The sequence below is a fragment of the Haloprofundus halophilus genome, from assembly GCF_003439925.1.
GTDB lineage: Archaea > Halobacteriota > Halobacteria > Halobacteriales > Haloferacaceae > Haloprofundus > Haloprofundus halophilus.
In genome coordinates, this window is record NZ_QQRR01000002.1 from 418124 (window position 1) to 442290 (window position 24167).

Genomic DNA, 24167 nt, shown 5'->3' on the forward strand with positions numbered 1-24167 from the left:
GTCGGTTCAAACAGTTGTTGTCGGTGGCTCCCGCAGCCTCTCACTCGCCGAGCGAGATGTACGTCTTCGTATCGGTGACGCCCTGGAGCCCCTGAATCCCCGACGAGGAGGTTTTGAGCACGTCGTACACCTCCTCCGCGTCGACTTCCACGATGAGGTCGTACGCGCCCGCCACGATGTGCGCCTCGGTCACCCGTTCGAGGTCTCGGATCGGCGCGACTAACTGCTCTGACTCTCCGGCTCCCGTTTTCACCATGATGAACGCGTGAACCATCGTGGTGTGTTACTCCGTAACGTGGCAAAAGCCTTCCCCCGGGGCGGACCGCGACCGGGGCAAGGTTATTCTCCCCCGCCGACGTACGCCGTCCCATGCGGTTTGTTATCATTGGCGCCGGTCGTGTCGGGCTCCGAACCGCCCGCGTCCTCCGCGAGGAGGGTCACGACGTGACGCTCATCGAACGGGACGGCGACCAAGCCGAACGCGCCCGTGCCAGCGGGTTCGAGGTCGTCGACGGAGACGGCTCCCGCGAACCGATACTGGAGTCCGCGGGCGTCGACGAGGCCGACGCGCTCGGCGCGCTCACGAGCGACCTGAACGCCAACTTCGCGGCCTGCATGATCGGTAAGCACCACGGCTGTCGAACGGTGATGCGCATCGACGAGGACTACCGCGAGGAGATCTACCAGAAGTACGCCCAGGAGGTCGACGAGATCGTCTACCCGGAGCGACTCGGCGCTATCGGCGCGAAGAACGCGCTACTCGGCGGGTCGATTCGCGCCATCGCCGACGTCGCCCAGAGCCTCCAGGTGCTTCTCATCACGGTCACCGACGAGTCGCCGATGAACGGCTACACGATAAGCGAGGTCGCGCTCCCGTCGGAGTCGCGCATCCTCGCGTTCGGCAAGGACGGCGACCCGATGGGGATACCCCTCCCCGACGACTCGGTGGAGACGGGCGACCGCGTGGCCGTGCTCGCGGACTTCTCGGTGCTCGACGAGGTGCGTCAACTGCTCGTCGGCGACAGTTCGATGGCCGCCGCCGTGGGGGGTGACTGAGCGTGGTCACCGCCTACGTGATGGTGAAAGCGAACACCGGCGAAGCCGAACGACTGCGCAGCGAGATATCGTCGCTCGACGGCGTCGTCGACGCCCACATCGTCGCCGGAGACGTCGACATCATCGCCAAGGTGACCGTCGACACGCCCGCGGAGGTCAAGAACATCTCCGCGACGCAGATTCAGGGCATCGACGGCGTCGAGGACACGCAGACGTACATCTCGATGGACTGAACGCGGCGACCGGCCTCCGCGTTCGCCCGTCTCGTTTCTACTCGACGGAGTCGCCTACTCGACGGGGTCGCTCCCGCCGGCCTGATACGCCTGCGAGAGCATCGACGACACCGGCTCGGTGTAGTCGTAGCCGGGGATGATGCCCTGCGCGTACGTCCCCTCGACGAAGTCGACGAGCGCGCCCGCGTCGTCGACGCCGCGACGCTCGTTGATGTCCTCGAACGCCATTTCGACGGTCGCGTGGCGGCCCGTCTCCGACACCGCGGGGTCGAGGTCGCGTTCGACGGCGGTGACGCCGCCCACGTCGACGACGCGGAGTTCGAACGTCTCGTACCAACCCTCCTCGACGACGTCGGCGACCTCGTCGTCGGTCACCTCGTCGAGCATCGGCACGCGGACGGTCACGTCGTAGGCGATTTTGCCGTCTTCGCCCGGCGACACCTCGACGACGCCCTCGAAGGGGCTCTTCACGGATTCGTACGTCGTCTCGTCCACTCTCTCGAACGACGCGTGGTCGCGGAAGGCGCGGTGCACGCGGTCGGGAACGTCGGTCATCGGTGGGAGAAGGCGCTCGCGGGAGAAAAGCGACTCGCGTCTGCGACGTCGTCGCCGCGGTGACGACAACCTATTTACACGTCGTCCGGGATTCTCGGTCGACAGATGTTCGAGTGGCTCTTCCCGGGGTGGTCGAACCCCCTCGGCCTGACGGCGTTCGTCGGTCTTCGAATCCTCCTCAACGTCGCGTTGACCGTGCTTGCCGCGAGGGCCGTCGGTCGGCGCGCGGCGACGACTGTGGCGATGACGGCCGGGACCGCGCTCTCCGCGGCGATGGTGGTTCTCCTGCTCCGGCCGGGCGTGCTCGGGTACACCGCCTCGTTCGTCGAACTCGGCGTGCAACTCGCGATAGTCGTCCTCGGCGGGTACGTCGCCTACGTCGACCGCTCCGCGAAGCGGCGAGTGGTCACCACGACCGCTCTCGTCGCTGCGCTCGCGCTCCTGCTCTTCACGATTCCGCTCTACGGCGAGGCGTTCGTTGCGCCGTAGCGACGAGCGACCCAGATATCGGTCCCGCTGTCCGCTATTGACGGGCTTTTATCGGTCGCACCGAAACGACCGGCCATGGCAGACCGGTTTCTCGAAACGGACGACTTGCTGGAGGCCGTCACCGAGGCGGAGTTCGACCGGCCACCGGCCGTCGTCGCCAACGCGCACATCACGGGACTGAGCGTCGCGCGGGCGCTCGACGCCCACGACGTTCCGGTCGTCGCTCTCGACCGCTCCGGCGACGGCGTCGCGCCGCCCTCGGACGCCGTCGACTTCGCCGGGCGCGTCACCTACCCGCTGGACGACCGCGAGGGGTTCAGGAGAGACCTCGAAGCGCTCGCCGACGCCGCGGGCACCGACCTCGTCGCTTTCGGCTGTATGGACGAGTGGGTCCACGCGTTCGCGGGAACCGAGCCCGAGGGCGTCAGACTCCCGTTCTCGGAGAAGAAGGGAATCGACGCCGTGCTGGACAAGTCGTCGCTCTACCGCCTCGCCGAGGAACTGGAGGTCCCGTACCCCGAGACGTACTGGCTCGACGAAGACGACCCCGACGCCGCCGCGGAGGCGCTTGGCTTCCCGTTCGTGCTCAAACCCGCGCTGAAGCGCGAGGGCGAGGAGGCGCTCGGGACGAACGTCGTGGAGGTCGACGACCGCGAGGAGCTGTACGAGACGCTCGAAGCCGCCGAAGCGGCCGACGTCGAACTCCTGGCGCAGGAGAAAGTGAACATCGCGCAGGGCCGCGACGCGTCGCTCGCCTCCTACATCTCGCCCGACGGGGAGACGCTGTCGGTCGTCGGCAACGCCCGCGTCCGCTACCCGCAGGCGTTCGGCACGTCGTGCGTCGTCGAGACGACAGACCGGCCCGAAATCCGCGAGCGCGCGCTGGCGGTCTTGGAGCGGACGGGCTACCACGGCATCAGCGAGTCCGAGTTCGTCTACGACGCCGACCGCGGTGAGTACGTCCTCCTCGACATCAACACGCGCCCGTGGAAGTGGATCTCCATGCCCGTCGCCGCCGGGGCGAACCTGCCGTTGGCCGCGTACTCGGCGGTCGTCGACGACGTACAGTACGACGTTGCGGGCGCGGCCGAGTCGGTCGGCGACGCCCGCTGGGTGTACCTCCGCGACTATCTGACGCTGCTCTCGACGGACGACTCGTTCCGCGACGTGCTGTCGGACGGCGACTGGGCGGCGCTGGTTGCCGGGTCGTTCGAATCGTCGGGGACGCTGACGACGGGCGTCTACCGGCCGTCGGACCCGACCCCGACGGCCAAACTCCTCGGAACCGAGTTCGGCCGACGCGACTACTACTGCTCCTGCTGAGACGCGCCCGCCTTCGCGTGTCGCGGACGCGCGGCGTCGGGGAACCGGCGGAGTCGGCGAATGTGTCCCGTTCACGTGATTTTCCGGCGGCAACACACAAGTCATTTCAACTCAGTACGCTGTCTGTTCGATGTATGGCTGAGACTGAGGCTCAAAACAACGTCGACCGACTCGTCGAACTACTCGACGGTCGGCTGAAGAAGTCCGAATGGGAGATTCTCGTCGCGCTCGCCGAGGCGGACGAACCGCTCACCGAAGACGAGCTCGCCGAAGCGACCGGCTACACCGAGCGCACCGTCTCCAAACGCGTCGACACGCTCGAAGAGCAGGTCCACGGCGGCACCCTAATTCAGCGCGACGACGACGGCAATCCGTATCTCCACCCGCAGTTCGCCGCCGCGATTCGACAGTACGAGTCGTAATCGGTTCTCGCCCTCCGTCACCGCTACCCCACGTGAGCCGCCGGTATCGCCCACCTATTACTCCCTCCCTCCCCTGCGTCCGCCAATGACCGAGCGGATGCATCTCAACCTCTTCACGATGAACTCGGTGGAGCACGTCTCGCCGGGGCGGTGGACCTACCCGGGCGACCAGTCGCACCGCTACACCGACCGCGACTACTGGACCGAAGTCGCCAGAACCGCCGAGCGAGGCGGCTTCGACGCCGTCTTCTTCGCCGACGTGCGCGGCATCTACGACGTGTACGGCGGCGACCGCGATTCGGCGATTCGCAACGCCATCCAGACGCCGGCGAACGACCCGCAGGCGCTCGTCCCCGCGATGGCCGAGGTGACGGACCATCTCGGATTCGCCGTCACGCGCTCGACGACGTACACCCACCCGTACCAACTCGCCCGCGAACTCTCGACGCTCGACCACCTCACCGACGGCCGCATCGCGTTCAACGTCGTCACCTCCTACCTCGAAAGCGCCGCCGAGAACCTCGGCCTCGACGAGCGGATGGACCGAGGGACGCGCTACGACCGCGCCGACGAGTTCATGCAGGTGTGCTACGCGCTCTGGGAGGACAGTTGGGAGGAGGACGCCGTGATTCAGGACCGCGAGCGCGGGATGTACGCCGACCCCGAGAAGGTCCACGCCATCGACTTCGAGGGCGAGTTCTTCTCGGTGCCCGGTCCGCACAGTTGCGAACCGTCGCCGCAGCGGACGCCGGTGCTGTATCAGGCCGGGTCGTCGGACCGCGGGCGCGAGTTCGCCGCCGACAACGCCGAAGCCGTGTTCGTGAGCCAACCCACCGAGACCGGAACACGGAGCTACATCGAGGACATGCGCGAACGCGCCGCCGACCGCGGCCGCGACCCCGACTCCTTGCTCTTCTTCCCCGGAATCGTCCCCATCGTCGGCGAAACCGAGAAACTGGCCCGCGAGAAACACGAGAGCTTCAGCGAGCACGTCAGCACCGAGGGAACGCTCACGATGCTCTCGGGCTTTCTGGACATGGACCTCTCGCAGTTAGACCCCGACCAGAAGGTCGAACACATCGAGACGGACGCGATTCAGGGCGCGATGAACGCCTTCACGAAGAACGACCCCGACCGCGAGTGGACCGTCCGCGAGGTGGCGGAGTTCTCGGGACTCGGCTCGACCTCGCCCGTCGTCGTCGGCACGCCCGAACAGGTCGCCGACGACCTCCAGTACTGGTTCGAGGAGGTCGGCGTCCACGGCTTCAACGTCAAGGAGATCTCGCGTCCGGGCACGCTGAACGACTTCGTGAACCTCGTCGTGCCCGTGCTCCGCGAGCGCGGACTGCTACGCGAGGAGTACAAGGGCGGGACGCTGCGCGAGAACGTGTTGGGGGCGGGGCAGAGTCGGCTTCGAGACGACCATCCGGCGAAGCAGTAGAAAACCCGACCTCTCACGCCGGTTGCGATGGGATTTTGTCGTCTGCGTGACCCGTAGCGTGTAGTGACCGACGCAAACACGTCATTTCAGGCCCTCGCCGACCGGGTCGAGCGCCCGATACAGCGGGTGTTCGCCGAGTACGGTGTGCCGGAGTTGCGGTGGCTGACCCTCGGCGTCCTGACGAGTTTTCTCTCTCGCGCGGCGAACCTCGTTCCGCCGCTGCTGCTCGGCGTCACCCTCAACGCCGTCGACCAGGGTCCAAGCGCGTACAGCCTCCCCCTCGTCCCCGGGGCGTGGCTCCCGGAGACGGTTCCCGAACAGTTGACGCTCTCTATCGCGCTCATCGCGGGGTCGTTCGTCGTCGCCGCGGTGGCGTCGTGGGGGCGGACGGTGACGCTGAACCTGTTCGCGCACCGTATCGAACATTTCCTCCGAGTCGACACCTACGAGCGGATGCAGGCGCTCGACATGGCCTTCTTCGACGACAAGCAGACCGGCGAGATAATGTCGGTGCTGAACAACGACGTGAACAATCTGGAGGTGTTCTTCGACAACGCCCTGGAGAGCACCATCCGCCTGTTCGTGATGGTGCTCGGCATCGCGGGCGTGTTGTTCTACCTCAACTGGCAACTCGCCGTCGTCACGCTCGTGTTCGTCCCCGTGCTCGCGGGTTTCACCTACTGGTTCATGACGCGCGTCGAACCCGTCTACGCGGCCGTCCGGTCGAGCATCGGTGGGATGAACACCCGACTGGAGAACAACCTTTCTGGCATCGACCTCATCAAGACGACGGCGACCGAGCGCTACGAGGCCGAACGCGTCCGCGACGCCTCGAAGGAGTACTTCGACCAGATAATGACCGTCATCAAACTCTCCGGAATCTACCAACCGGGGATGCAGTTCATCGGCGGGATGACGTTTCTGGCGACGTTCGCCGTCGGGGGCTACTGGCTAGTCGTCGGCCCGCCGCCGTACGCCAGCGGCGCGCTTCGAATCGGGACGTTCGTCACGTTCGTCACACTCGCACAGCAACTCGTCGCGCCGGTCAGCGAGTCGGGCCGCATCGTCGAGTGGTACGAGAACGCGCTCGCGTCGACGCGGCGTATCTACGCGCTCCGCGACATGCCAGCGAGCATCGACGACCCCGACGACCCCGTTTCGCTCGACGCCGTCTCGGGTCGCGTCGAGTACGACTCGGTCTCGTTCTCGTACGACGAGAGCGAGCAGGTGCTCTCGGACGTGAGCTTCGCCGTCGAACCGGGCGAGACGCTGGCGCTCGTCGGACCGACGGGTGCCGGAAAGTCGACGATTCTAAAACTGCTCCCCCGCTTGTACGACGTGAGTGACGGTTCCGTCCGCGTCGACGGCGTCGACGTGCGCGAGACCTCGCTCACCGAGTTGCGCGGCGCCGTCGGCTACGTCGGCCAAGAGACGTTCCTCTTCGACGGCAGCGTCGCCGAGAACCTCCGCTACGGGGCGTTCGACGCGACGGAGGAGGAGATGGTCGAGGCCGCCAAAATCGCGGAGGCCCACGAGTTCATCGAGGGGCTTCCGGAGGGGTACGACACGCGAATCGGCGAGCGCGGCGTGAAGCTCTCCGGCGGTCAGCGGCAACGGCTCTCCATCGCGCGGACGGCGCTCGCGGACGCCCCGATTCTCGTGCTCGACGAGGCGACGTCGGCGGTCGACACCGAGACCGAACGGCGCATCCAGCGCGGGCTGGAACGGCTCACGGAGGACCGGACGACGCTCGTCATCGCCCACCGCCTCTCGACGGTGACGAACGCCGACGAGATTCTCGTGCTCGACGACGGCCGAATCGCGGAGCGCGGGTCCCACAGTCAACTCCACGCCACCGGCGGCGAGTACGCCTCGCTGTGGGCCGCGCAGGCAGCGGTCTCGACCGAGTCGGGGGACGACTGACCTCGCGGACCCGGGGCCGTACGCCGTCGCGCGGGCGCTCACGCTCCGACGACTCTCTAACTGACCGACCAGTCATCCCCCGCCCTCTGCCGTCTGCGCCACGCTTAAGTAGGCGGGGAGTCTGTGTTCAGGTGACGCTTCGCTTTGGAGGGCCGAAGCGTCAGCGGGGACCAATTCAGGGCGGCAAACGCTGCACCCTTGCTTTTCTCACGGGTGCGGCGTTTACCCCTTTCGCTGAAACAACGACCGACGAGCGATAGCCACCGATAGATACGAGCGTGTACTCGAACGAGCGTGTTCGACGAGCGACGACGCCGGTCGGCGTTCGATGTCGCAGTATTCGACCGCCGAGGCAACCCGCTGCAGCACTCGACCGCCGACGCGACCCACAGCAGCACTCGACCGCTACGACTCGGTCGGCGGGTTCCGAGCGAGTCCCTCGAACATCGCCGCCCCCGCGACGGCCGTCCCGGCACCGCCGGCCAGAGAGAACGGAACGACCGTCAGCGCTCCGAGCGCCCCGCCGCCGAACAGCGCGACACCCATCACGAACAGTATCAGGTCGAAGCGCGTCGGGGCGGTCGAGGCGAGGTCGGTCATGGCTCTAATTAGATGTCATTAGCCATCCTTGAGTAAGTTCGGTTCTGTTAGCTGGCTACGATTTCGACTCGGTCGGCGTCGCCATCGCTACAGCGTCGTCGCGTCCTCCGGCGAGAAATCGATGCGAGGGACGAGATTTGAACTCGCGAATCCCTACGGAAGCGGGTCTTAAGCCCGCCGCTTTTGGCCTGGCTCAGCCACCCTCGCGCACACTGTCGTACCGGCGTCCCCCGCAAGTCGGTTTCGGTACGCGGTCGTGCGCCGAACTCCGGTCGCCCGTCTTCGGCCGACGCTCACCAGTCGACGCTCAGCGTCCCGTCGCCGTGGGGGTTCGGTGCGATCTCCTCGTCCGTGCGACGGTCGATGACGTGGATGACCCCGTCGCCCTTCTTCGCCGGACAGACCTCGGCGGCGCGGACGTTCTCGTCGAGTTCGTCCTCGCCGATGTAGTACGACCTCGCCTTCGCCAGGCCGGAGGCGAGGTCCATCTCCCAGTTGTCGGCCACTTCCGCGCAGCGCCCCGCCCCGAAGCACTTGTTGGCCTCGAAGATTATCTTGTACGGCTTCTCCGCTACGGGGGGACCCTCGCCGCCGAACTCGCTCGGCTTCTTGACGCCGTCGTCGCTCATCGGGAACAGATAGCGACAGGTCGACCTTTCCTCTGTCGGTCCCGCGCCGAGCGCCGACCCCGGACTACAGCGACTTCTCCATCTCGATGTGCGGGATTCCCGCCTCCTCGAACACGTCGCTCGTCGTCTCGTAGCCGAGGTCGCGGTAGAACGTCTCGACGTGGGTCTGGGCGTGCAGTCGAAGTTCTCCGAACCCCTCCTCGCGGGCGGTGCGCTCTGCGGCCGCGACGAGTCGCTTGCCCCACCCGTCGCCGCGTCTCGGTTCGAGCACCGCCACGCGTTCGAGTTTGCCGACGGCCGCAGTGTCGCCGTCGGCGACACCGCCGCGTTCGTTCTCACCGACGCGGCGGAGGCGCGCGACGCCAACGGCGGCCTCGCCGTCGTAGGCGACGAAGTGCAGCGCCCCGTCGTCGTACTCGTCCCACTCCAGTCTCTCGGGGACGTCCTGCTCGTCGACGAACACCGCCTCGCGGACGGCGAAGGCGTCCGCGCGTTCCGTCTCGGTCTCGACCAGTTTCACGCGCTCGTCGGCGCCCGTCACCGGTCGTCACCCACCAGTTCGTCGTACTGCGCGCCCGTCTGCTTCAGCGTCTCCGTCGAGTAGAGTCGCTCGTGGTCGAACGGGAGGTGTTCGGCGGCCAGTTCGTCTATCTTCTCGTCGACGACGTCGGCCTCGCGGCCGTGAATCATCGTGAAGAGGTTGTACGGCCACCCCTGCTCGGGTCGTCGCGGACGGTGGTAGCAGAGGGTCACGTACGGCAGCGACCCGACGCGCTCGCCGCGGACGTCGAGTTCGTCGTCGGGGATGTCCCAGACCACCATGCAGTTGTTCCGGAAGCCGGTGACGACGTGGTTGACGACGCAGCCGATGCGCTTGATACAGCCGTCGTCGAGCAGTCGTCGAACCGCAGCGAGCACGTCGTCGACGTCGGCGTCGACGGCGTCCGCAACGTCCCCGTACGGCGTCGCCGACAGCGGGAAACCGTCCTGGATTTCGAGGAGGAGAGCCGCTTCCAGCGCCGAGAGGCCGCCCGTCGCTTCCTCGCTGATGCGCGTCGCGCTCACGGTGGTCTCCGCGGAGTTCTCCCGCGTTCGCGGGTCCTCCGCCCGCGGGTCCTCCGCCCGCGCTTCCGGAGACGGAACCGTCTCTCTCGCGAACCGGTCGTCGTTGACGACGGGGAACTCCAGGTCGATGTAGTAGTCGGTGAGCATCGGGAGGTTCAACACCGCACAGTCGGTTCGCTCCTCGATTTCGCCGAGGATTCGGTCGCGCGTCTCCCGCGACCCCGCCGTGACGACGAACCACATGTTCCACTCGTGGTCGCGGCGGTAGTTGTGGTTCACCTGGCGGTAGCCGTTGATGATCTCTGCGACCTCGTCGAAGCGCTCTTCGGGCGCGCTCACCGCCGCGAGCGTCGAACTCCCGATGACCGGCGGGTTGAGCACCGCGCCGAACCGTCGAAAGACGCCCCGCTCGCGGAGTCGTTCGACCCGCGAGAGCGCTTCGTCTTCGGAGACGCCGAGCTCCTCGCCGACGACGCGGAACGGTCGTTCGACGACGGGGAACTCGCTTTGGTACTCGTCGACGAGTGCGGCGTCGACGGCGTCGAGGTCGGCACGCCAGTCGGCGTCTACGGGACCCATCGCTCGGTGTTAGGAGGCGTCGAACGTACCAGTTTCGGACTGGCGCCGGTTTCTCTCGGGAGGCTCCGCGAGGCTCCCGACCCGTTCGCTCAGTCGCCGCCGGACCGTCGCCTGTCGCTCGGGGACCCCGACGGCCCCCCCGTGCCGACGGTTTCGGCCAGCGGTCTCGCGTCCTCCTCCGAGAGTTCTCGGCCCATCACGACCATCGGGTTAGTGCCGTTCAACTCGAAGGAGTCGTGGATAGTCCGCCAGCCGTTCCGTTCGTACAGCCTCCGAGCGGGTTCGTTCTCGACGCCGGTCGTGAGGACGCTCGTCTCGTGAGCGAGGCCGTCGAGGACAGTGTCGTGGAGGTTGGTCCCGAGGCCCTGCCGACGGGCGTCGTCGGCGACGGCGAGTTCGACGAACTCGAAGCAGTCTCCGAGCCACTCGCTGGTCCGGTCGGGTCCGAGCGTGGCAGCGAGTTGGTCGTGGTAGAACTGGCCCGGCGCGGACGTGTAGCCGTAGACGAAGCCGAGCACCTCGTCCGCTTCGACGGCCGCGAATCCCCGGTACCCCGGATACTCCGCGTGTCGTTCGAACTGCGTCGCGGCCTCGACCCGACTCCCCCATCCGCGCTCGGCGTCGCCGTACAGTTCCCAGTACAGCGAGACGGCGGCATCGAGGGCTGGGCTTCGTCGGGAGAGCGGGATGAGGTCTGGCATGTGCTCTCGTTCGGCGGCCTCACACATCAGTCCCTTTTATGCAACGCCTAGAATTACACGAACGTTTACTAGTTTTTCCTCGACGGCTCCGGCGGCTTCGAGGGCGAGAACGGGACGTTTTTGCTCCGCCCGTCCCAAGCCGCGCACATGGCGAACGCGACAGCAGAATTCGGCGAGTGGCCGCTGAAACGGCTGATGACGGAGGTGTGCGGCTCCGGGCACAAGTCGGCCGACGACCTCACCCGCGAGCAGGCCAGCGAGGCGATGCAGCGCATCTTCGCGAGCGAACCGGACCCTACGACGCTCGGAGCGTTCTGGCTCGCGAACCGCTGGAAACGCAACAACCCCGAGGAGCTCGCCGCCTACACCGACGAGATGTGCGCCCGCGTCGAGTACGCCGAACCCGACGCCGACCCCGTCGACTGCGGCGCGAACTACGACGGAAAGGGTCGGACCGCGATTCTCGGCGTCGCCGCCGGCGTCGTCGCCGCCGCCGCGGGGACGCCCGTCGTCGCTCACTCCGGCGACCGGGTGCCGACGCAGAAACAGGACGCCTACAAGCACGTCCTCGACGAACTCGGCGTGCGGACGGAACTCGAACCACAGGAATCGGCCGACATGGTCGACGAGACCGGCTTCGGTTTCTACTACCAACCCGCGTTCAACCCGGCGGTCGACGACCTCTTCGACCGCCGCGACATGATGGGCGTCCGGACGTTCGTCAACACCATCGAGACGCTGGCGAACCCGGCGAACGCCGACTACCACCTCGGGTCGTTCTACCACCTCGCGTTCGCCAAGAAGGTGACCGACACGTTCGAGAGGAGCGAACACCACGACCTCCACCGGGTCATCATGTTCCAGGGGATGGAGGGGTACGACGACATCCGTCCCGGCTACACGAAGGTCGCCGAGTGGACCGACGGAGAGTTCGAGGATTACGAGATAGAGACGGAAAACTACGGCATGGAGTTCGACGCCGATGACCTCGAAGTCGACGACGTCGCGGGCGACTCCGCGCGGATAACCGAAGCGGTCGTCGCCGGCGACCGCGACGACGAGTTCGCCGACGCCGTCGCGGTGAACGCGGCGTTCCGCATCTTCGCCCGCGAGGACGCCGAGGACCTCGAAACCGGACTGGAGATGGCGCGGGAGGCCATCGCCGACGGCAGCGCCGAGGCGGTGCTCGAAGAGCTTCGGGCGTTCTGAAACCGACGGCGCGCGAACTGCCTCGCGCTTTCTCTCTCGTGACTTCGACTCGTTCTGTCCACGTCGGCTGATGGGACACGTCCCCGATTCGGCGAGTGGCGCGGAAAACCCCCGTCGACCGCCGAGAACACGACGTTTTTGCCACTCTGTGACAGCGGTCAGGCATGGCGCAACTCACCGACCGCTCGCTCACCGAGATTCGACGCGACCTGCACACCTACCCTGAAGCCGGCTGGAAGGAGTTCCGAACGACCGCACTCGTCGCCGAGGAACTCGACGAACGCGACTTCGACCTCCGGCTCGGGCCGGAAGCGGTGAACGCCGACGGTCGACTGGGCGTCCCCGGCGACGACGAACTCTCCGCGGCCGAGGAGCGCGCCCGCGACCTCGGCGCACCCGAGCGGTATCTCGACCGACTGGAAGGCGTCTCGGGTCTCGTCGCCACCAAACAGTACGGCGACGGCACCGGACCGACGGTCGGCGTCCGCGTCGACATGGACGCCCTAAAGCGACAGGAGGCGACCGACGACGACCACCGCCCCGCCCGCGAGGGGTTCGGCTCGAAACACCCCGGCGAGATGCACGCCTGCGGCCACGACGGCCACACCGCCATCGGCGTCGGTATCGCCCGCGAGCTGGACGCCAACGGGGGCTTCGACGGCACGCTCAAACTGTTCTTCCAACCCGCCGAGGAGGGCGGTCGCGGCGGGAAACCGATGAGCGAAGCCGACCACTTCTCGGACATCGACCACATGCTCGCGCTGCATCTCGGACTCGGCGAGGCGACGGGGACCGTCGTCGCGGGCTACGACAACCCGCTCTCCAACGCGAAACTCGACGTGACGTTCCTCGGCGAACCGGCCCACGCCGGCGGCGCGCCGAACGAGGGGAGAAACGCGATGCAGGCGCTCGCAGCAGCGGTCCAGAATCTCTACGCCATCCCCCGGCACGCCGACGGCGCGACCCGCATCAACGTCGGGCAGGTCCACTCGCCGAACGCGCAGAACGTCATCAGCGAGGAGGCGCGCCTCCGCGTCGAAGTGCGCGGCGAAACTGCCGAACTGAACGAGTACATGCTCGAAAAGGCGCGCCGAGTGGTCGAACACGCCGCCGCGATGCACGACTGCGAGTTCGAGACGAGCCTCTACGGGAAGACGACGACGTTCGAGAACGACGCCGAGATGGTCGACGCGGTGAAAGCCGCCGCCGCAGGTGTCGATTCCGTCGACGAAATCAAAGACAGAAAACCGTTCGGCGGCAGCGAAGACGCCTCGTACCTCATCCGCGAGGTCCAGCGAAACGGCGGGACGGCGTCGTACGTCGGCGTCGGCGCGTCGAACCCGGCGGGCCACCACACGGCGTACTTCGACATCGACGAGGACGCGCTCGACATCGGCGTCGACGTCACCTGCGAGACGATTCGCGGGCTCTAGGCGGCCCGTCTCCGTTACTCCACGTCCAGCAGTGCGACGCCGACGAGCGTCTGCCCGGCGGTCACCGTCGACTCCAGCGCCACCGAGTAGAGGATGCCGTCGCGGTCGGCTTCGACCTCTTGGAGGACGTCGTACGTCGTCGGGTCGAACAGACGACCCAGATGGTCGCCCGAAGCGACCGACTGGCCGAGTTCGACGCCGTCGTCGACGAGGAACAGCCCCGAGTCGGCGGCTTTCACGCGGCCGAGGTGGTTGCGTGCGACGGTGCCGTCCCACTCGGTCTCTCTCGTGCCGTCGTGTTCGCCGTCGAGCATCCCCATGTGTTCGAGCACGCCGAACATTCCCTCCACCCCTGTTTCGATGGCGGGTTCCACGAGCTGCTTGTTGTGCGCGAGTTCGGGTGTGATGGAGGGAATACCCTCGCACGTGGCGGCGACGCGGAACTTCCCGCCGAAGTTACGTTCGGACCACTCGGTGTCGGCGTCGTCGCCGGCGGCTTCGGCGAGGAGCAGGTCAGTCCCGAACGCTTCGGCGAGCGCACGGCACTCCTCGTCGCCCTTCAGGTAGACCGTGTGGGTGAGCATGTCGGGACTACCGGTGTGCAGGTCGACGATGGCGTCGGCGTCGCCGGCGTACTCCCAGAGGCGGGCCGCGATGCGCTGGTGGAGCGACCCCTCTGCGTCGCCGGGCCAGACGCGGTTCAGGTTCGGGTTGACCGAGTCGATGACCTCGGGTGTCGTGTAGGAGACGTGGTCGAACGTGAGCGGGTCGGCGACGGGGACGGCGATTACTTTCCCCCGTAGTTCGTCGTGGTCGAGTCGCTCGTGGAGCCGGCGCAGGACTTCGGTGCCGTTGATTTCGCGGCCGTGTTGGGCGGCCTGGACGTACAGCGTCGGACCGTCGTCGTCGCCCTCGTACGTGTGTACCGTCGTCTCGACGGGGACGCCGGAGGGGAGTCGCGTGAGCGTGAGTCGCTCTGCGGTGTGCATGATTTTCACTCGGCGTGAGGGGTGATGTATCTGCGGGTGACGGCACGAGTTCGGAGGCGGAAACCGACGGCGGGAGAGTTCGCGGCGAGAGCGACCGAACCGTCGACGCTGTCGGTGTCGACGCGTTCGCGCCGCGCAGTCGGACGGTTTCCCGACCGAGGGCCCGCCTTACCACAGCCGGCGGATGTGTGTCGACCCCCTCTTTTCCGGCGTCTCCGTGTTGCGGCCGGCCTCTGTCCCGACAAGCGTCTCTCCTGCTCTCTCGATCGGTAGTCCCCGGCGACACCGAACGACTTTCCTCCCCTCGGGGGACCGCTTCTCCATGAGCCGATCCGCGACCCGCCGCGACGCCCTCCGAACGACAGCCCTCGCGCTCGGTGCCGCGCTCGCCGGCTGTACCGGCCGGGACGACGGGGACTCCGGCGATGCCGCCGACCTCGACGACGACTCCGCCGACGAGGCCACGTCAACGGGCTTTTTCACCCCCGGAGCCGACGACTCGGGTATGGCCGACCAGGAGAATCCCGACAACCCGACAGCGGTACTCAAGACGAACCACGGCGACATCACCGTCGAACTCTTCGAGGAGCGCGTCCCGCGCACCGTCGACAACTTCGTCGGCCTCGCGACGGGTCAGAAGGAGTGGACCGACCCCGAGACGGGCGAGACGAAAGACGGCGAACCGCTCTACCAGGACGTGCTGTTCCACCGCATCATCGAGGGCTTCATGATTCAGGGCGGCGACCCGACGGGAACCGGCCGCGGCGGCCCCGGCTACCAGTTCGACGACGAGTTCCACGACGAACTCGGCCACGACGGCCCCGGCGTGCTCTCGATGGCGAACTCCGGCCCGAACACGAACGGCTCGCAGTTCTTCATCACGCTCGATGCCCAACCGCACCTCGACGGCCGCCACTCGGTGTTCGGCAAGGTCATCGACGGGATGGACGTCGTCCGCGAGATCGGCTCGGTGCCGACCGGTCGCAACGACAAACCCACCGAAGACGTCGTTCTCGAATCGGTCGCCATCTACCGATAGGTCGGCTCCGACACCCGCTTCTCACGTTTTTAAGAATCGGTACGGTACGGTTGCGCGTCTACATATACTCTCGTGGCAATTCTTATATACGAGAGTGGTAGACACTCACACGCACAGATGTTCGAACGATTCTCCAGCGGCTACTACCTCGGTGAACTGTACGTCGAACCGCACGACTGCGACCGCCCCGTGATTCACCGAGCGGACCACGAGCGGATGAACGAGCAACTGTACCTCACCGGTGACGGCGTCGAACGACTCGACGCACCGCTCGTCATGAAACTCCACACGACCCACTTCCCCGTCCTCGGCGACGACGACGTACCGACGGGAACGCTCGCCCTCCCCGAGTCGATGGCGACCGACGACCTGCCGGACTCCCGCGAGGTGTTCCTCGCGGCCGCCGACCGCGCAACCGAACTGCTCCGGTACGCGGGGTACGAGGCCCCGACCGGCACCTGAGCCGTCGACTGGCACCTGAGCCGCCAACCGACGCGGTTCGTCGTCGGTGTCGCCGGCCGTCGACCCCCGCAGTTGAAGTTCCCGGACCGCCCCTCTCGGGGTATGCTCGACGAGTTGCTCGGCCGCGCCGAGTTGAAGCGGCGCATCGAGGAACTGGAGGAGGAAAACCACCACCTCGAACGCCGCGCCGCCGCCGAGGAGGAACGCAGAGCCGACGCCGTCACCGCCCGACAGGAGGCCGAAGAGCGCGTCAACCGCCTCGAAGACCGTATCGCCGAACTCGACGACCGGGTCGAGCGCCTGCAGGACGAGGAGGATGCGGACCTCGAGTTCCGCGGGACGGAGACGCTCCGCGACGCTCGTCTCGACGAGGTACTCGACCGGTTGGGCTCCGTCCGGACCGGCCCCGAGGGCGCGCTCACCGCGATGGTCGACGGCGAGTCGGTGCCCGCCGAGGTCGAAGACGGCTTCGGAGAACACGCCTCGCTCGTCCGTCGCGTCGCGCCGTGTCTCGTCTACACCGACGACGCCGGGCTCGTGAGCGCGGCGCTGTCGCCGCCGCGTCCGCCCGAGGCGTTCTGCGAGTGGGACGGCTCGTTTCGAGTCGAGGAGTCGTGGTTCCGGCCGACCGGCCGGTTCGCGTTCGCCGTCGCTCGCGCGGACCTCTTCGCGCTCGGCGAGTACGACGGCCGCGAGCGACTCCAAGAACGGGGGTTCGAGAGCGACGTGAAGGAGAAACACTCGAAGGGCGGGTTCTCGCAGTCGCGGTTCGAGCGCATCCGAGACGGCCAAATCGCCGAGCACGTCGAGAAATGTCGCGAGGCCATCGAGGAGAGCGGAACCGGGACGACGATTCTCGTCGGCGACCGAGAGGTCGTCCGCGAGTTACGCGACGCGGTGGACGTGACCGCGACGAGCGACGCGAACGGGGCGCCAGAGGAGGCGCTGGACGAGGGATTCCGCGACTTCTGGGCGACCGAACTGTACCGACTCTGACCCGACTCTGACTCCGCCGAGTCGGTGTCGCGCCGGTTGCGGCACGTCGGACCGCTGGCAACCGATTTATCACATCTTGCCGCGTGCTCCCCGATATGACCGATATTGGGACCGAGAGTCGCCGTATCGTCGTTCTCGCACACGAGAAGTTCCCCGGTCGCGCGAAGACCGCGACCGGCGTAATGCGCTACGGAAACGACGAAATCGTCGCCGTGCTCGACCGAGACCGCGCCGGGACGCGCGTTCGCGACCACCGAGCGGACCTCCCCGACGCCCCCGTCGTCGCCTCGTTCGAGGACGTGCCGGACGCCGAGTCTGTCGACGCGCTGCTGGTCGGTATCGCGCCCATCGGCGGCGGCTTCGACGAGACGTGGCGACCCGACGTCCGCGCCGCTATCGAGTCCGGCTGCGACGTCGTCGCCGGACTCCACTACTTCCTCGAAGACGACGAGGAGTTCGCGGCGCTCGCGGCCGAACACGGCGTCGACCTCGTCGACGTGCGCAAACCCGACCCCGACCTCTCCGTCGCACAGGGGGTCGCCGACCAGGTGTCGGCCGACATCGTGCTCACCGTCGGCACCGACTGTTCGGTCGGGAAGATGACCGCGACGCTCGAACTCGTCGAGGCCGCCCGGGAGGCGGGCGTCGACGCGGCGTTCGTCCCGACGGGACAGACTGGAATCATGATTTCGGGGTGGGGCAACCCCATCGACCGGGTGGTGAGCGACTTCACCGCCGGGGCCGTCGAGGAGATGATTCTCGAGATCGGCGACGACCACGAGATGCTGTTCGTCGAAGGACAGGGTAGCATCGTCCACCCGGCCTACTCGGCGGTCACCTGCGGCATCCTCCACGGCTCGATGGCCGACAAACTCGTGCTCTGTCACGAGGCGGGTCGTGAGGCGATTCACGGCTACGAGTCGTTCTCGCTCCCGCCGCTCTCCGAGTACGTCGACCTCTACGAGTCGCTGGGGTCGGCGGTCCACGAGACCGAGGTCGTCGCCGGCGCGCTCAACACGTCGGCGCTGTCCGACGCCGAGGCCGAGGACGCCGTCGAGGCGTACGCGGACGAACTCGGCGTCCCCGCCAGCGACCCCGTTCGGTTCGCGAGCGACGACGTGCTGGAGGCGCTCCGGTGATTCTCACCTCGGAGTTCGAGCGGGTCGAACTCCCGCTCGAACACCCCTTCACCATCTCCCGCAGCACGCAGGAGACCGCCGAGAACGTCGTCGTGAAGCTCACCGACGGCGGCGGGATGACCGGCGTGGGTGCGGCCGCGCCCTCCAGACACTACGGCGAGACGGCCGACACCGTCGAGGCGGTGCTTCCGGAGCTCCTCGACGTTGTCGAGCGCGTCGGAGACCCTCACGCGTTCGACCGCATCGAGCGCCGGATGCGAGAGCGCGTCGAGCGAAATCCGGCCGCCCGCTGCGCGGTCAGCATCGCGCTCCACGACCTCGCGGCCAAACGGCTCGGCGTCCCGCTCTACCGGATGTGGGGACTCGACGCCGACGACTGCCCGACCTCCTCCTTCACCATCGGTCTCGACACGACCGAGCGCGTCGGCGAGAAAACCGAAGAGGCGGTCGACGCCGGGTACAGCGTGCTGAAGATAAAGCTCGGGACCGACCGCGACGAGGAGCTCGTCGAGGCCGTCCGCGACGCCGCGCCCGACGCGACGCTCCGCGTCGACGCGAACGAGGCGTGGACGCCGCGCGAGGCCGTCGAGAAGAGCGAGATGCTCGCCGGCTACGACGTGGAGTTCGTCGAACAGCCGGTCCCGGCGTCGGACCCCGAGGGACTGAAGTACGTCTACGAGCGCAGCGCGCTCCCCGTCGCCGCCGACGAGTCCTGTATCACGCTCCCCGACGTGCCGCGGATAGCCGACCGCGCGGACATCGCGAACATCAAACTGATGAAATGCGGCGGTCTCCGCGAGGCGACGCGGATGATTCACACCGCCCGCGCGCACGGGATGGAGGTGATGCTCGGCTGCATGGTCGAGACGAACGCTGCCATCGCCGCCGCCTGTCACCTCGCGCCGCTTCTCGACTACGCGGACCTCGACGGCTCGCTACTGCTCGAATCCGACCCGTACGCCGGTATCGACCTCTCGGAGGGGACGATTCGCCTCGGCGAGTCCGGCCACACCGGCACCGGCGCGCGACTCACCCGGTAGGCTGCCCGTCGGTCACTCCCAGTCCAACTCCTCGCTCCGGTTGACGCTCCGGAGGATGAACGGACCGATAGAGAGCGTCCGCTTCGCGACGGTCGCGATGCGCAGCACGTACGAGAGCAGTACCATGAAGGGGACCAGCGCGACGGTCACCGCCCCCGAGACGACCCAGACGAGGTTGTCGACGCCGAAGGTGAATCCCTGAATCGACCCGGGGTTGTCGACGTACAGAATCATCGCCGTGGCGACGACGAGCGCCGGAACCGACGTGTACAGCATCGTCCGCGAGAGGTTGATGAGCTCCCACTGGAAGTAGAGCGTCTTGAAGTGTTCGCGGGTGGGGCCGAAGAACTGCAGCGTCTCCAGCAGTTCGTCGAGTTCCTCGCGCGTTCGCTCCGAGAGCGAGTCGGCGTACTCGTTTCGGAGACGCCGTCCCTCGTATATCTTCCACGAGTAGTTGAAGTCCAACGCGGCGAACAGCACGTCGAACGTCCCGAACTGTTCGTCTTCGAGCTGGTCCGAAACCTCGCTCGCGTTGTCGACGAGCCCCTCGACGTACTCGCGGACGACGCCCTCGGCTTCGGTGGTGCTCTCGCCGTTCGTCTCGTCCGTCGTCTCGCTCAACCCCTCGGCACGTTCGCGTATCCCCTCGGTGAACGCGCGGAGAAACGCCGACGGCTCCGGGGGGACCGCCGAGACGCCGAGAACCTCCTCCACGTCCTCTCGGAACTCCATCGCGCCGGCCATCCGGTCGCGCTGGTCGCCGAGCGGCCCGAGCTCCTGCGAGAGCACGAGCTGGTTGATGGTGACGACGAGCGTCACGCCGGTGATGATGGCGGTGAGAAAGCCCTGAAACGCCGTCTCGATGGGGTCTTTCGCGTTCCACGAGCCGCGAATCGGCGCCGGGTCGACGACCCCGAGAACGACCAGCGTCACGAACACCAGCGCCAGCGTGCCCCCCGTGACGAACCAGCGGTCCGCGTCCATCAACAGCCAGAGTTTGACGCGACTGCCGCCGATTCGCTCGCGCATCGTGTTGCTCGGTTTGTCGCCGTCGCTCATGTTCGCATTACGGTCACGTCGTACAAAGTGTTCGCGTCGGCGGCGACCGCGGCGCGGAAACCGCTGCGGGGTCCGGTACCCGGCGGATTACCACGTCACTCCGCGCGCGACTCCTCTTCGTTCTCCAGCTCTTCGAGGTCGGCTTCGGTCTCCTCGTCCGTCTCCGAGGACTGCAGGTCTTCGAGTTGGGCGTCTATCTCCTCGTCGCTCGCGGTGTCGCTCTCGGTCTCGCCGGAGGACTTGCCCATCTCGGCTTTCAGCGTCTCCAGTTCGCTGTCGACCTCGCCACCGCTCCGCATCGAGTCGAGTTCGCGGTCGATGGAGTCCTTGTCCGACAGCGCGTCGTCGAACGCGCCCGTCTCCTGCAGTTCGTCCATCGCCGCCGAGCGCGCCTCCATCTCGTCGGTTTGCTCCTCGGCGCGCTCGATGGCGCGACCGACGTCCTCCATCTCGTCGCCGACGCCGGTCATCGCCTCGGAGACGCGACTGGACGCTTCCGCCGCTTCGTAGCGCGCCTTCATCGTCTCCTTCTTCGTGCGGAACTCCTCGATGCGGCTCTCCAACTGGTTCTTCTTCTCGACCAGTTCGTCCTGAGTGTTCTGCAGTTGCGCGACCTGCCCCTCGAGCTCCTCGATCTGTGTCATCTTCGACTGCTTCTTTTCGAGGGCTTTCCGCGCGAGGTCCTCGCGGTCCTGTCGCACCGCTTCGCGGGCCTGTTCGTTGTGTTTCTCGACGTTCTCTTCGAGACGGCGTTTCTGTATCTCGAGGCGCTTCTTCTGGGTCGTCAGGTCCGCGATACCCTGCTTGACGTCCTGGAGTTCGTCGCGCATCTGCTCGTAGGAGTAGTCGAGCGTCTCGTTCGGGTCCTCCGCGCGGTTGAGGAGGGCGTTGATCTTCGACCGCACGACGTACGACATCCGCGAGAGTATTCCCATACCTCCTCCTTGTGTACGCTGGCCTTAAAACCTCATGCGGCCAAGAGTTCGTGTGACAGATTCGAAGACCGTGTTGATTCCGGGCGGGAGAGACGTTCGCGCGACGCTCGACGCGAGCGACGCGTCGACCGAAAACGTCGTCGTCGCCTGCCCGCCGCACCCCCAGCACCGCGGTCACCGAGGCGACGAACGGCTCGTGGCCGTCGCCGACGCGCTCACCGAGAGAGAAGTCGACTGCTTGCGCTTCGACTACGGCGACTGGGACGAGGGCCGCGGCGAGCGAACCGACGCGCTGAACGCCCTCGACTGGGCCGCCGAGCGCTACGACTCCGTCGCCCTGTTCGGCTTCAGTTTCGGCGGCGCAATCGCGCTGCTCGCCGCGGCCGAGGCCCGCGACACGGTGGACCCGGCGGCCCTCAGTGCGTTGGCTCCGGCCGCACAGATCGGCGAGAAACACGGCCTCGACGCGGTGGGTGCGCTGTACGAGATTCGCGCCCCGGTGCAGGTGGTGTACGGAACGCGCGACACGACCGCCGACTGGGAACCCGTCGTCGACAGGGCGCGGGAACTGGGATGTGAACTTGTCGAGATGGAAGCCGACCACTTCTTCGTCGGCCAGTCCGCGAAGGTGGCGGAGGCGGTGAGCGAGTTTCTGGTGTCGAAACTTAGGTGAGGTGGCTCCTGACAAGTGGAAACTCGACAGTAGGTAGCTGGCACAATACCTGTTATTCAAGATAAATTTGTATTTCTATAACTCCAATTAACACTCATGTCAGACTTAGTGAAGTACATTAGCGGGGGACTTCTGATAGCCGCGATGCTGGGTGCCCTTCGTAGTGCTTCGTCTGCATTGAACGGAAACCTTGAGCAAGCATTCACGCCTGGATGGATAGATTTTGCAGTTGCTTATCCTACTCTGACAGCTCTTGTATTGGTAGGCGGTACGATACTGTTTGGTGGCTCCTTCATCGCTGCAGTTGAGAACCTTTGACTGAAGTTCAGTTGTACTCCCGCCACCGGTAGCCGCACTCCTTACACTTGAAGAATCGCGTCGGCGGTTCGTCGGCCGACGCCGTCTGCTTGATGGTGTACCACGCCTCGCCGTGGCCGCATTTGTCGCAGGTCACGTCGTTGGCGGTCGGTTTCCCCTCGAAGTCCGCGCCCTCTTCGGTCTCGATGACCTCGCTGTCGGCCTGCGATTCGGTGGAGACGAACTCGGCGGCGCGCTCCTCGTCGCGGTCGGCGCTCGCGCCGCAGTTCGTACAGACCATCGCGCCGTCCTGGTTCATCATCATCGAACCGCAGTCGTCGCAGAACTGCATATCCCCGTCTACTCGTTCCGCCCTGAAAGGTCAGTCGGAGCCGTCTTCGCTCTCCGCGTCGCGGCGAGCGCGGCCGCCGTCGGGCGCGTCGGCGACGGCGTGGGCCGCCCGCCGACTGCTTCCGGCACCGCCGTCGTCGTCGACCATCGGGCAGTCCCGCACGCGGAACCGCTCGAACCCGACCGTCTCGACGATGTCGGTCCCCTCGTGGCCGCAGCCGAACCCCGGCGGCGACTCGAAGTGCGGGCAGGTCTGACAGTAGTGGCGCTTCGAGACGACGTACGTCTCGCCGTCGTCGGCCTCGACGGGTGTGTCGTCGCCCTCCGGCGCGTCGAGGGGGGTCTCGCCGACGGCGACACCGTCGGTCCATCCCCGGCGGCCTGTCCGGCTCTCTTCGACGACGGCGTCGGCCCACTCGTCGACGGCGGAGAAGTCGAAATCGGCGACATCGGCGTCTGCGCTCCCGGAGTCGAACCTCCCGGCGTCGACGCCGTCGCCGCCGGCCGTCGGCTTGAGGTCGGCCCACGGGTCCGATACGTCGGTGTCGCCGCCGGCCGACAACCGCTCGAACGGGTCGGTGTCGCCGACGTTGTAGGTGTCGTCGGTGTCGGCAGTGTTGTCGGTGTCGTGAGTATTGGTGATGTCGTCGGTGTCGTGAGTGGCGGCGGTGTCGGCAGTGTCGTCGGTGTCGTCGGAATCTGCGTCGTCACCGTTACGCCTCGCCGACCCGCCGTCGGGATACTCCTCAGACATCGAAGTTTGTCAGACCGGTGGGGTCGTCGTCCTCGGCGGTGCTCGCGGCGTCGGTCGTCAGCGTCGCCGACCCGAACGGCCAACCCGGCGGAGTGACGCCGTCGAACCGTGCGCCGCAGTGTGGGCACGTCGGCGACGAGAGCAGTCCGAGGTGGACCGTCTCGCCGCAGTCCGCGCAGACGCCTCCGCTCACGCCGTTTCTGTGCGCCGATTCGAGAAACTCGTCGAGTTCGCGGTCGGCGGCTATCGCCGCCTCCGCTCGCTGCACCCGGTCTCGAAGGTCGACCGTCACCCGGGCGAGCGTCGTCAACCGTTCTTCGGCCGTCTCAACCCGCTCGGCGAGTTCCGAGTCGAGGTCCGCCGAGAGCGACTCGACTCGACGTTCCAGCGCCTCCACGTCGGCGCTCGCCTCCGCCACCGCCTGCCGAATCTCGGGGTGCTCGTGGTCGAGCGGCGCTTTCGCGTCCGTCTCGCGTTTGACCTGGACGACGCGGTCGCGGACGTCGCCGATCTTCTCGTCGACGTCGGACTGGACGCCGTCGACCCGCTCGTCGAGGCCGTCGAGTCGCGTCGTCAGCGCGTCGAGCGTCGATTCGGCGGTCGCGTCGCCGTCCGCCGACTGCGGGCGGTCCTCGGAGCGGTCGGCGAACGGCTCCGCGTCCGACGTGTCGGGACTCTCTCCGGTGTCGTCGGTCTCGGCGCTCGACCCGACCGGCGCTGTCGACTTCCACGCCGACTCGTCGCTCGGTTCTGCCCGGTCGTCAGCCATCTGAAA

The 24167-nt window shown here is 66.9% G+C and carries 29 protein-coding genes and 1 tRNA gene; 16 read left to right on the forward strand and 14 right to left on the reverse strand.

Features of this window, described 5'->3' with window-relative positions; translation table 11 throughout:
- Positions 1-40 precede the first annotated feature (40 nt).
- On the reverse strand, positions 41-274 hold the full coding sequence (locus DV709_RS11670) for an Lrp/AsnC ligand binding domain-containing protein (protein ID WP_117594608.1): 234 nt from the start codon (positions 272-274) through the stop codon (positions 41-43).
- A 95-nt stretch (positions 275-369) separates the two neighbouring features.
- On the opposite strand from DV709_RS11670, the gene DV709_RS11675 reads away from it, so the two are divergent.
- Both DV709_RS11675 and DV709_RS11680 read left to right on the forward strand, forming a co-directional pair.
- Entirely contained in the window at positions 370-1056 is a 687-nt protein-coding gene (locus DV709_RS11675) for a potassium channel family protein (RefSeq protein WP_117594609.1), read from the forward strand.
- A gap of 2 nt (positions 1057-1058) precedes the next feature.
- Positions 1059-1289, forward strand: a complete 231-nt coding sequence (locus DV709_RS11680; RefSeq protein ID WP_117594610.1) for an Lrp/AsnC family transcriptional regulator — start codon at positions 1059-1061, stop codon at positions 1287-1289.
- A 54-nt stretch (positions 1290-1343) separates the two neighbouring features.
- Here the strand turns inward: DV709_RS11680 and DV709_RS11685 are convergent, their stop codons facing one another.
- On the reverse strand, positions 1344-1844 hold the full coding sequence (locus tag DV709_RS11685) for a DUF5813 family protein (RefSeq protein WP_117594611.1): 501 nt from the start codon (positions 1842-1844) through the stop codon (positions 1344-1346).
- Between the two features lie 105 nt (positions 1845-1949).
- On the opposite strand from DV709_RS11685, the gene DV709_RS11690 reads away from it, so the two are divergent.
- The 5 genes from DV709_RS11690 to DV709_RS11710 all read left to right on the forward strand — a co-directional run bounded on the left by DV709_RS11690 (position 1950) and on the right by DV709_RS11710 (position 7442).
- Entirely contained in the window at positions 1950-2333 is a 384-nt protein-coding gene (locus DV709_RS11690) for a hypothetical protein (protein ID WP_117594612.1), read from the forward strand.
- A 75-nt stretch (positions 2334-2408) separates the two neighbouring features.
- Entirely contained in the window at positions 2409-3656 is a 1248-nt protein-coding gene (locus tag DV709_RS11695) for a carboxylate--amine ligase (RefSeq protein WP_117594613.1), read from the forward strand.
- Between the two features lie 134 nt (positions 3657-3790).
- Positions 3791-4078 carry a winged helix-turn-helix transcriptional regulator gene (locus DV709_RS11700; protein ID WP_117594614.1) on the forward strand — a complete coding sequence of 96 codons (288 nt, stop codon included), beginning with the start codon at positions 3791-3793 and terminating at the stop codon, positions 4076-4078.
- A gap of 85 nt (positions 4079-4163) precedes the next feature.
- Positions 4164-5519, forward strand: coding sequence for an LLM class flavin-dependent oxidoreductase (locus DV709_RS11705; protein WP_117594615.1), 1356 nt, complete (start codon positions 4164-4166; stop codon positions 5517-5519).
- A 63-nt stretch (positions 5520-5582) separates the two neighbouring features.
- On the forward strand, positions 5583-7442 hold the full coding sequence (locus DV709_RS11710) for an ABC transporter ATP-binding protein (protein WP_117594616.1): 1860 nt from the start codon (positions 5583-5585) through the stop codon (positions 7440-7442).
- A 405-nt stretch (positions 7443-7847) separates the two neighbouring features.
- Here the strand turns inward: DV709_RS11710 and DV709_RS11715 are convergent, their stop codons facing one another.
- The 6 genes from DV709_RS11715 to DV709_RS11740 all read right to left on the reverse strand — a co-directional run bounded on the left by DV709_RS11715 (position 7848) and on the right by DV709_RS11740 (position 11016).
- On the reverse strand, positions 7848-8042 hold the full coding sequence (locus DV709_RS11715) for a hypothetical protein (RefSeq protein ID WP_117594617.1): 195 nt from the start codon (positions 8040-8042) through the stop codon (positions 7848-7850).
- A 122-nt stretch (positions 8043-8164) separates the two neighbouring features.
- Positions 8165-8249 (reverse strand) — tRNA-Leu (locus DV709_RS11720).
- Positions 8250-8335: 86 nt separating this feature from the next.
- Positions 8336-8671 (reverse strand): ferredoxin, encoded by a 336-nt coding sequence (locus tag DV709_RS11725; protein WP_117594618.1) that lies wholly within the window; start codon positions 8669-8671, stop codon positions 8336-8338.
- Between the two features lie 64 nt (positions 8672-8735).
- Positions 8736-9212 carry a GNAT family N-acetyltransferase gene (locus tag DV709_RS11730; protein WP_117594619.1) on the reverse strand — a complete coding sequence of 159 codons (477 nt, stop codon included), beginning with the start codon at positions 9210-9212 and terminating at the stop codon, positions 8736-8738.
- Entirely contained in the window at positions 9209-10315 is a 1107-nt protein-coding gene (gene ahbB / locus DV709_RS11735) for a siroheme decarboxylase subunit beta (protein WP_117594620.1), read from the reverse strand. The genes DV709_RS11730 and ahbB overlap by 4 nt, the downstream gene beginning before the upstream one ends.
- 89 nt (positions 10316-10404) lie before the next feature.
- Complete coding sequence (locus tag DV709_RS11740; RefSeq protein WP_157972728.1) at positions 10405-11016, reverse strand: GNAT family N-acetyltransferase; 612 nt, start codon at positions 11014-11016, stop codon at positions 10405-10407.
- A gap of 147 nt (positions 11017-11163) precedes the next feature.
- On the opposite strand from DV709_RS11740, the gene DV709_RS11745 reads away from it, so the two are divergent.
- Complete coding sequence (locus DV709_RS11745) at positions 11164-12225, forward strand: anthranilate phosphoribosyltransferase (RefSeq protein ID WP_117594622.1); 1062 nt, start codon at positions 11164-11166, stop codon at positions 12223-12225.
- A gap of 164 nt (positions 12226-12389) precedes the next feature.
- Positions 12390-13658, forward strand: a complete 1269-nt coding sequence (locus DV709_RS11750) for an amidohydrolase (RefSeq protein WP_117594623.1) — start codon at positions 12390-12392, stop codon at positions 13656-13658.
- Positions 13659-13672: 14 nt separating this feature from the next.
- Here the strand turns inward: DV709_RS11750 and DV709_RS11755 are convergent, their stop codons facing one another.
- Entirely contained in the window at positions 13673-14647 is a 975-nt protein-coding gene (locus tag DV709_RS11755; RefSeq protein WP_117594624.1) for a succinylglutamate desuccinylase/aspartoacylase family protein, read from the reverse strand.
- A 505-nt stretch (positions 14648-15152) separates the two neighbouring features.
- Between DV709_RS11755 and DV709_RS11760 the strand changes: the two genes are divergently transcribed.
- The 5 genes from DV709_RS11760 to DV709_RS11780 all read left to right on the forward strand — a co-directional run bounded on the left by DV709_RS11760 (position 15153) and on the right by DV709_RS11780 (position 19323).
- The gene (locus tag DV709_RS11760; RefSeq protein ID WP_117595298.1) at positions 15153-15686 is read left to right on the forward strand and encodes a peptidylprolyl isomerase; all 534 of its coding nucleotides are present in this window, start codon (positions 15153-15155) and stop codon (positions 15684-15686) included.
- A gap of 117 nt (positions 15687-15803) precedes the next feature.
- Entirely contained in the window at positions 15804-16148 is a 345-nt protein-coding gene (locus tag DV709_RS11765; RefSeq protein ID WP_117594625.1) for a DUF5802 family protein, read from the forward strand.
- A gap of 102 nt (positions 16149-16250) precedes the next feature.
- Positions 16251-17144 carry a Vms1/Ankzf1 family peptidyl-tRNA hydrolase gene (locus tag DV709_RS11770; RefSeq protein ID WP_117594626.1) on the forward strand — a complete coding sequence of 298 codons (894 nt, stop codon included), beginning with the start codon at positions 16251-16253 and terminating at the stop codon, positions 17142-17144.
- Between the two features lie 95 nt (positions 17145-17239).
- On the forward strand, positions 17240-18283 hold the full coding sequence (locus DV709_RS11775) for a DUF1611 domain-containing protein (RefSeq protein ID WP_117594627.1): 1044 nt from the start codon (positions 17240-17242) through the stop codon (positions 18281-18283).
- Positions 18280-19323 (forward strand): dipeptide epimerase, encoded by a 1044-nt coding sequence (locus DV709_RS11780; RefSeq protein ID WP_117594628.1) that lies wholly within the window; start codon positions 18280-18282, stop codon positions 19321-19323. The genes DV709_RS11775 and DV709_RS11780 overlap by 4 nt, the downstream gene beginning before the upstream one ends.
- A gap of 12 nt (positions 19324-19335) precedes the next feature.
- On the opposite strand, the gene DV709_RS11785 is transcribed toward DV709_RS11780, so the two are convergent.
- Both DV709_RS11785 and DV709_RS11790 read right to left on the reverse strand, forming a co-directional pair.
- A complete protein-coding gene (locus DV709_RS11785; RefSeq protein ID WP_117594629.1) occupies positions 19336-20382 on the reverse strand; it encodes a hypothetical protein in 1047 nt (348 codons plus the stop codon).
- 95 nt (positions 20383-20477) lie between these two features.
- Positions 20478-21317, reverse strand: a complete 840-nt coding sequence (locus tag DV709_RS11790) for a PspA/IM30 family protein (RefSeq protein WP_117594630.1) — start codon at positions 21315-21317, stop codon at positions 20478-20480.
- A gap of 76 nt (positions 21318-21393) precedes the next feature.
- Here DV709_RS11790 and DV709_RS11795 point away from each other — a divergent pair, with 76 nt between their 5' ends.
- Both DV709_RS11795 and DV709_RS17790 read left to right on the forward strand, forming a co-directional pair.
- Positions 21394-21990, forward strand: a complete 597-nt coding sequence (locus tag DV709_RS11795) for an alpha/beta hydrolase (protein WP_394338695.1) — start codon at positions 21394-21396, stop codon at positions 21988-21990.
- Positions 21991-22086: 96 nt separating this feature from the next.
- Complete coding sequence (locus DV709_RS17790; RefSeq protein WP_157972729.1) at positions 22087-22308, forward strand: hypothetical protein; 222 nt, start codon at positions 22087-22089, stop codon at positions 22306-22308.
- 7 nt (positions 22309-22315) lie between these two features.
- Here DV709_RS17790 and DV709_RS11800 read toward each other — a convergent pair whose 3' ends face one another.
- From DV709_RS11800 to DV709_RS11810, 3 genes are read right to left on the reverse strand one after another with little or no spacing between them, the layout of a single operon-like run.
- Entirely contained in the window at positions 22316-22639 is a 324-nt protein-coding gene (locus DV709_RS11800; protein WP_117594632.1) for a transcription factor S, read from the reverse strand.
- 30 nt (positions 22640-22669) lie between these two features.
- Complete coding sequence (locus DV709_RS11805) at positions 22670-23392, reverse strand: hypothetical protein (RefSeq protein ID WP_117594633.1); 723 nt, start codon at positions 23390-23392, stop codon at positions 22670-22672.
- Positions 23385-24161 carry a hypothetical protein gene (locus DV709_RS11810; protein WP_117594634.1) on the reverse strand — a complete coding sequence of 259 codons (777 nt, stop codon included), beginning with the start codon at positions 24159-24161 and terminating at the stop codon, positions 23385-23387. Before DV709_RS11810 ends, DV709_RS11805 begins: the two co-directional genes overlap by 8 nt.
- Between the last annotated feature and the right edge of the window lie 6 nt (positions 24162-24167).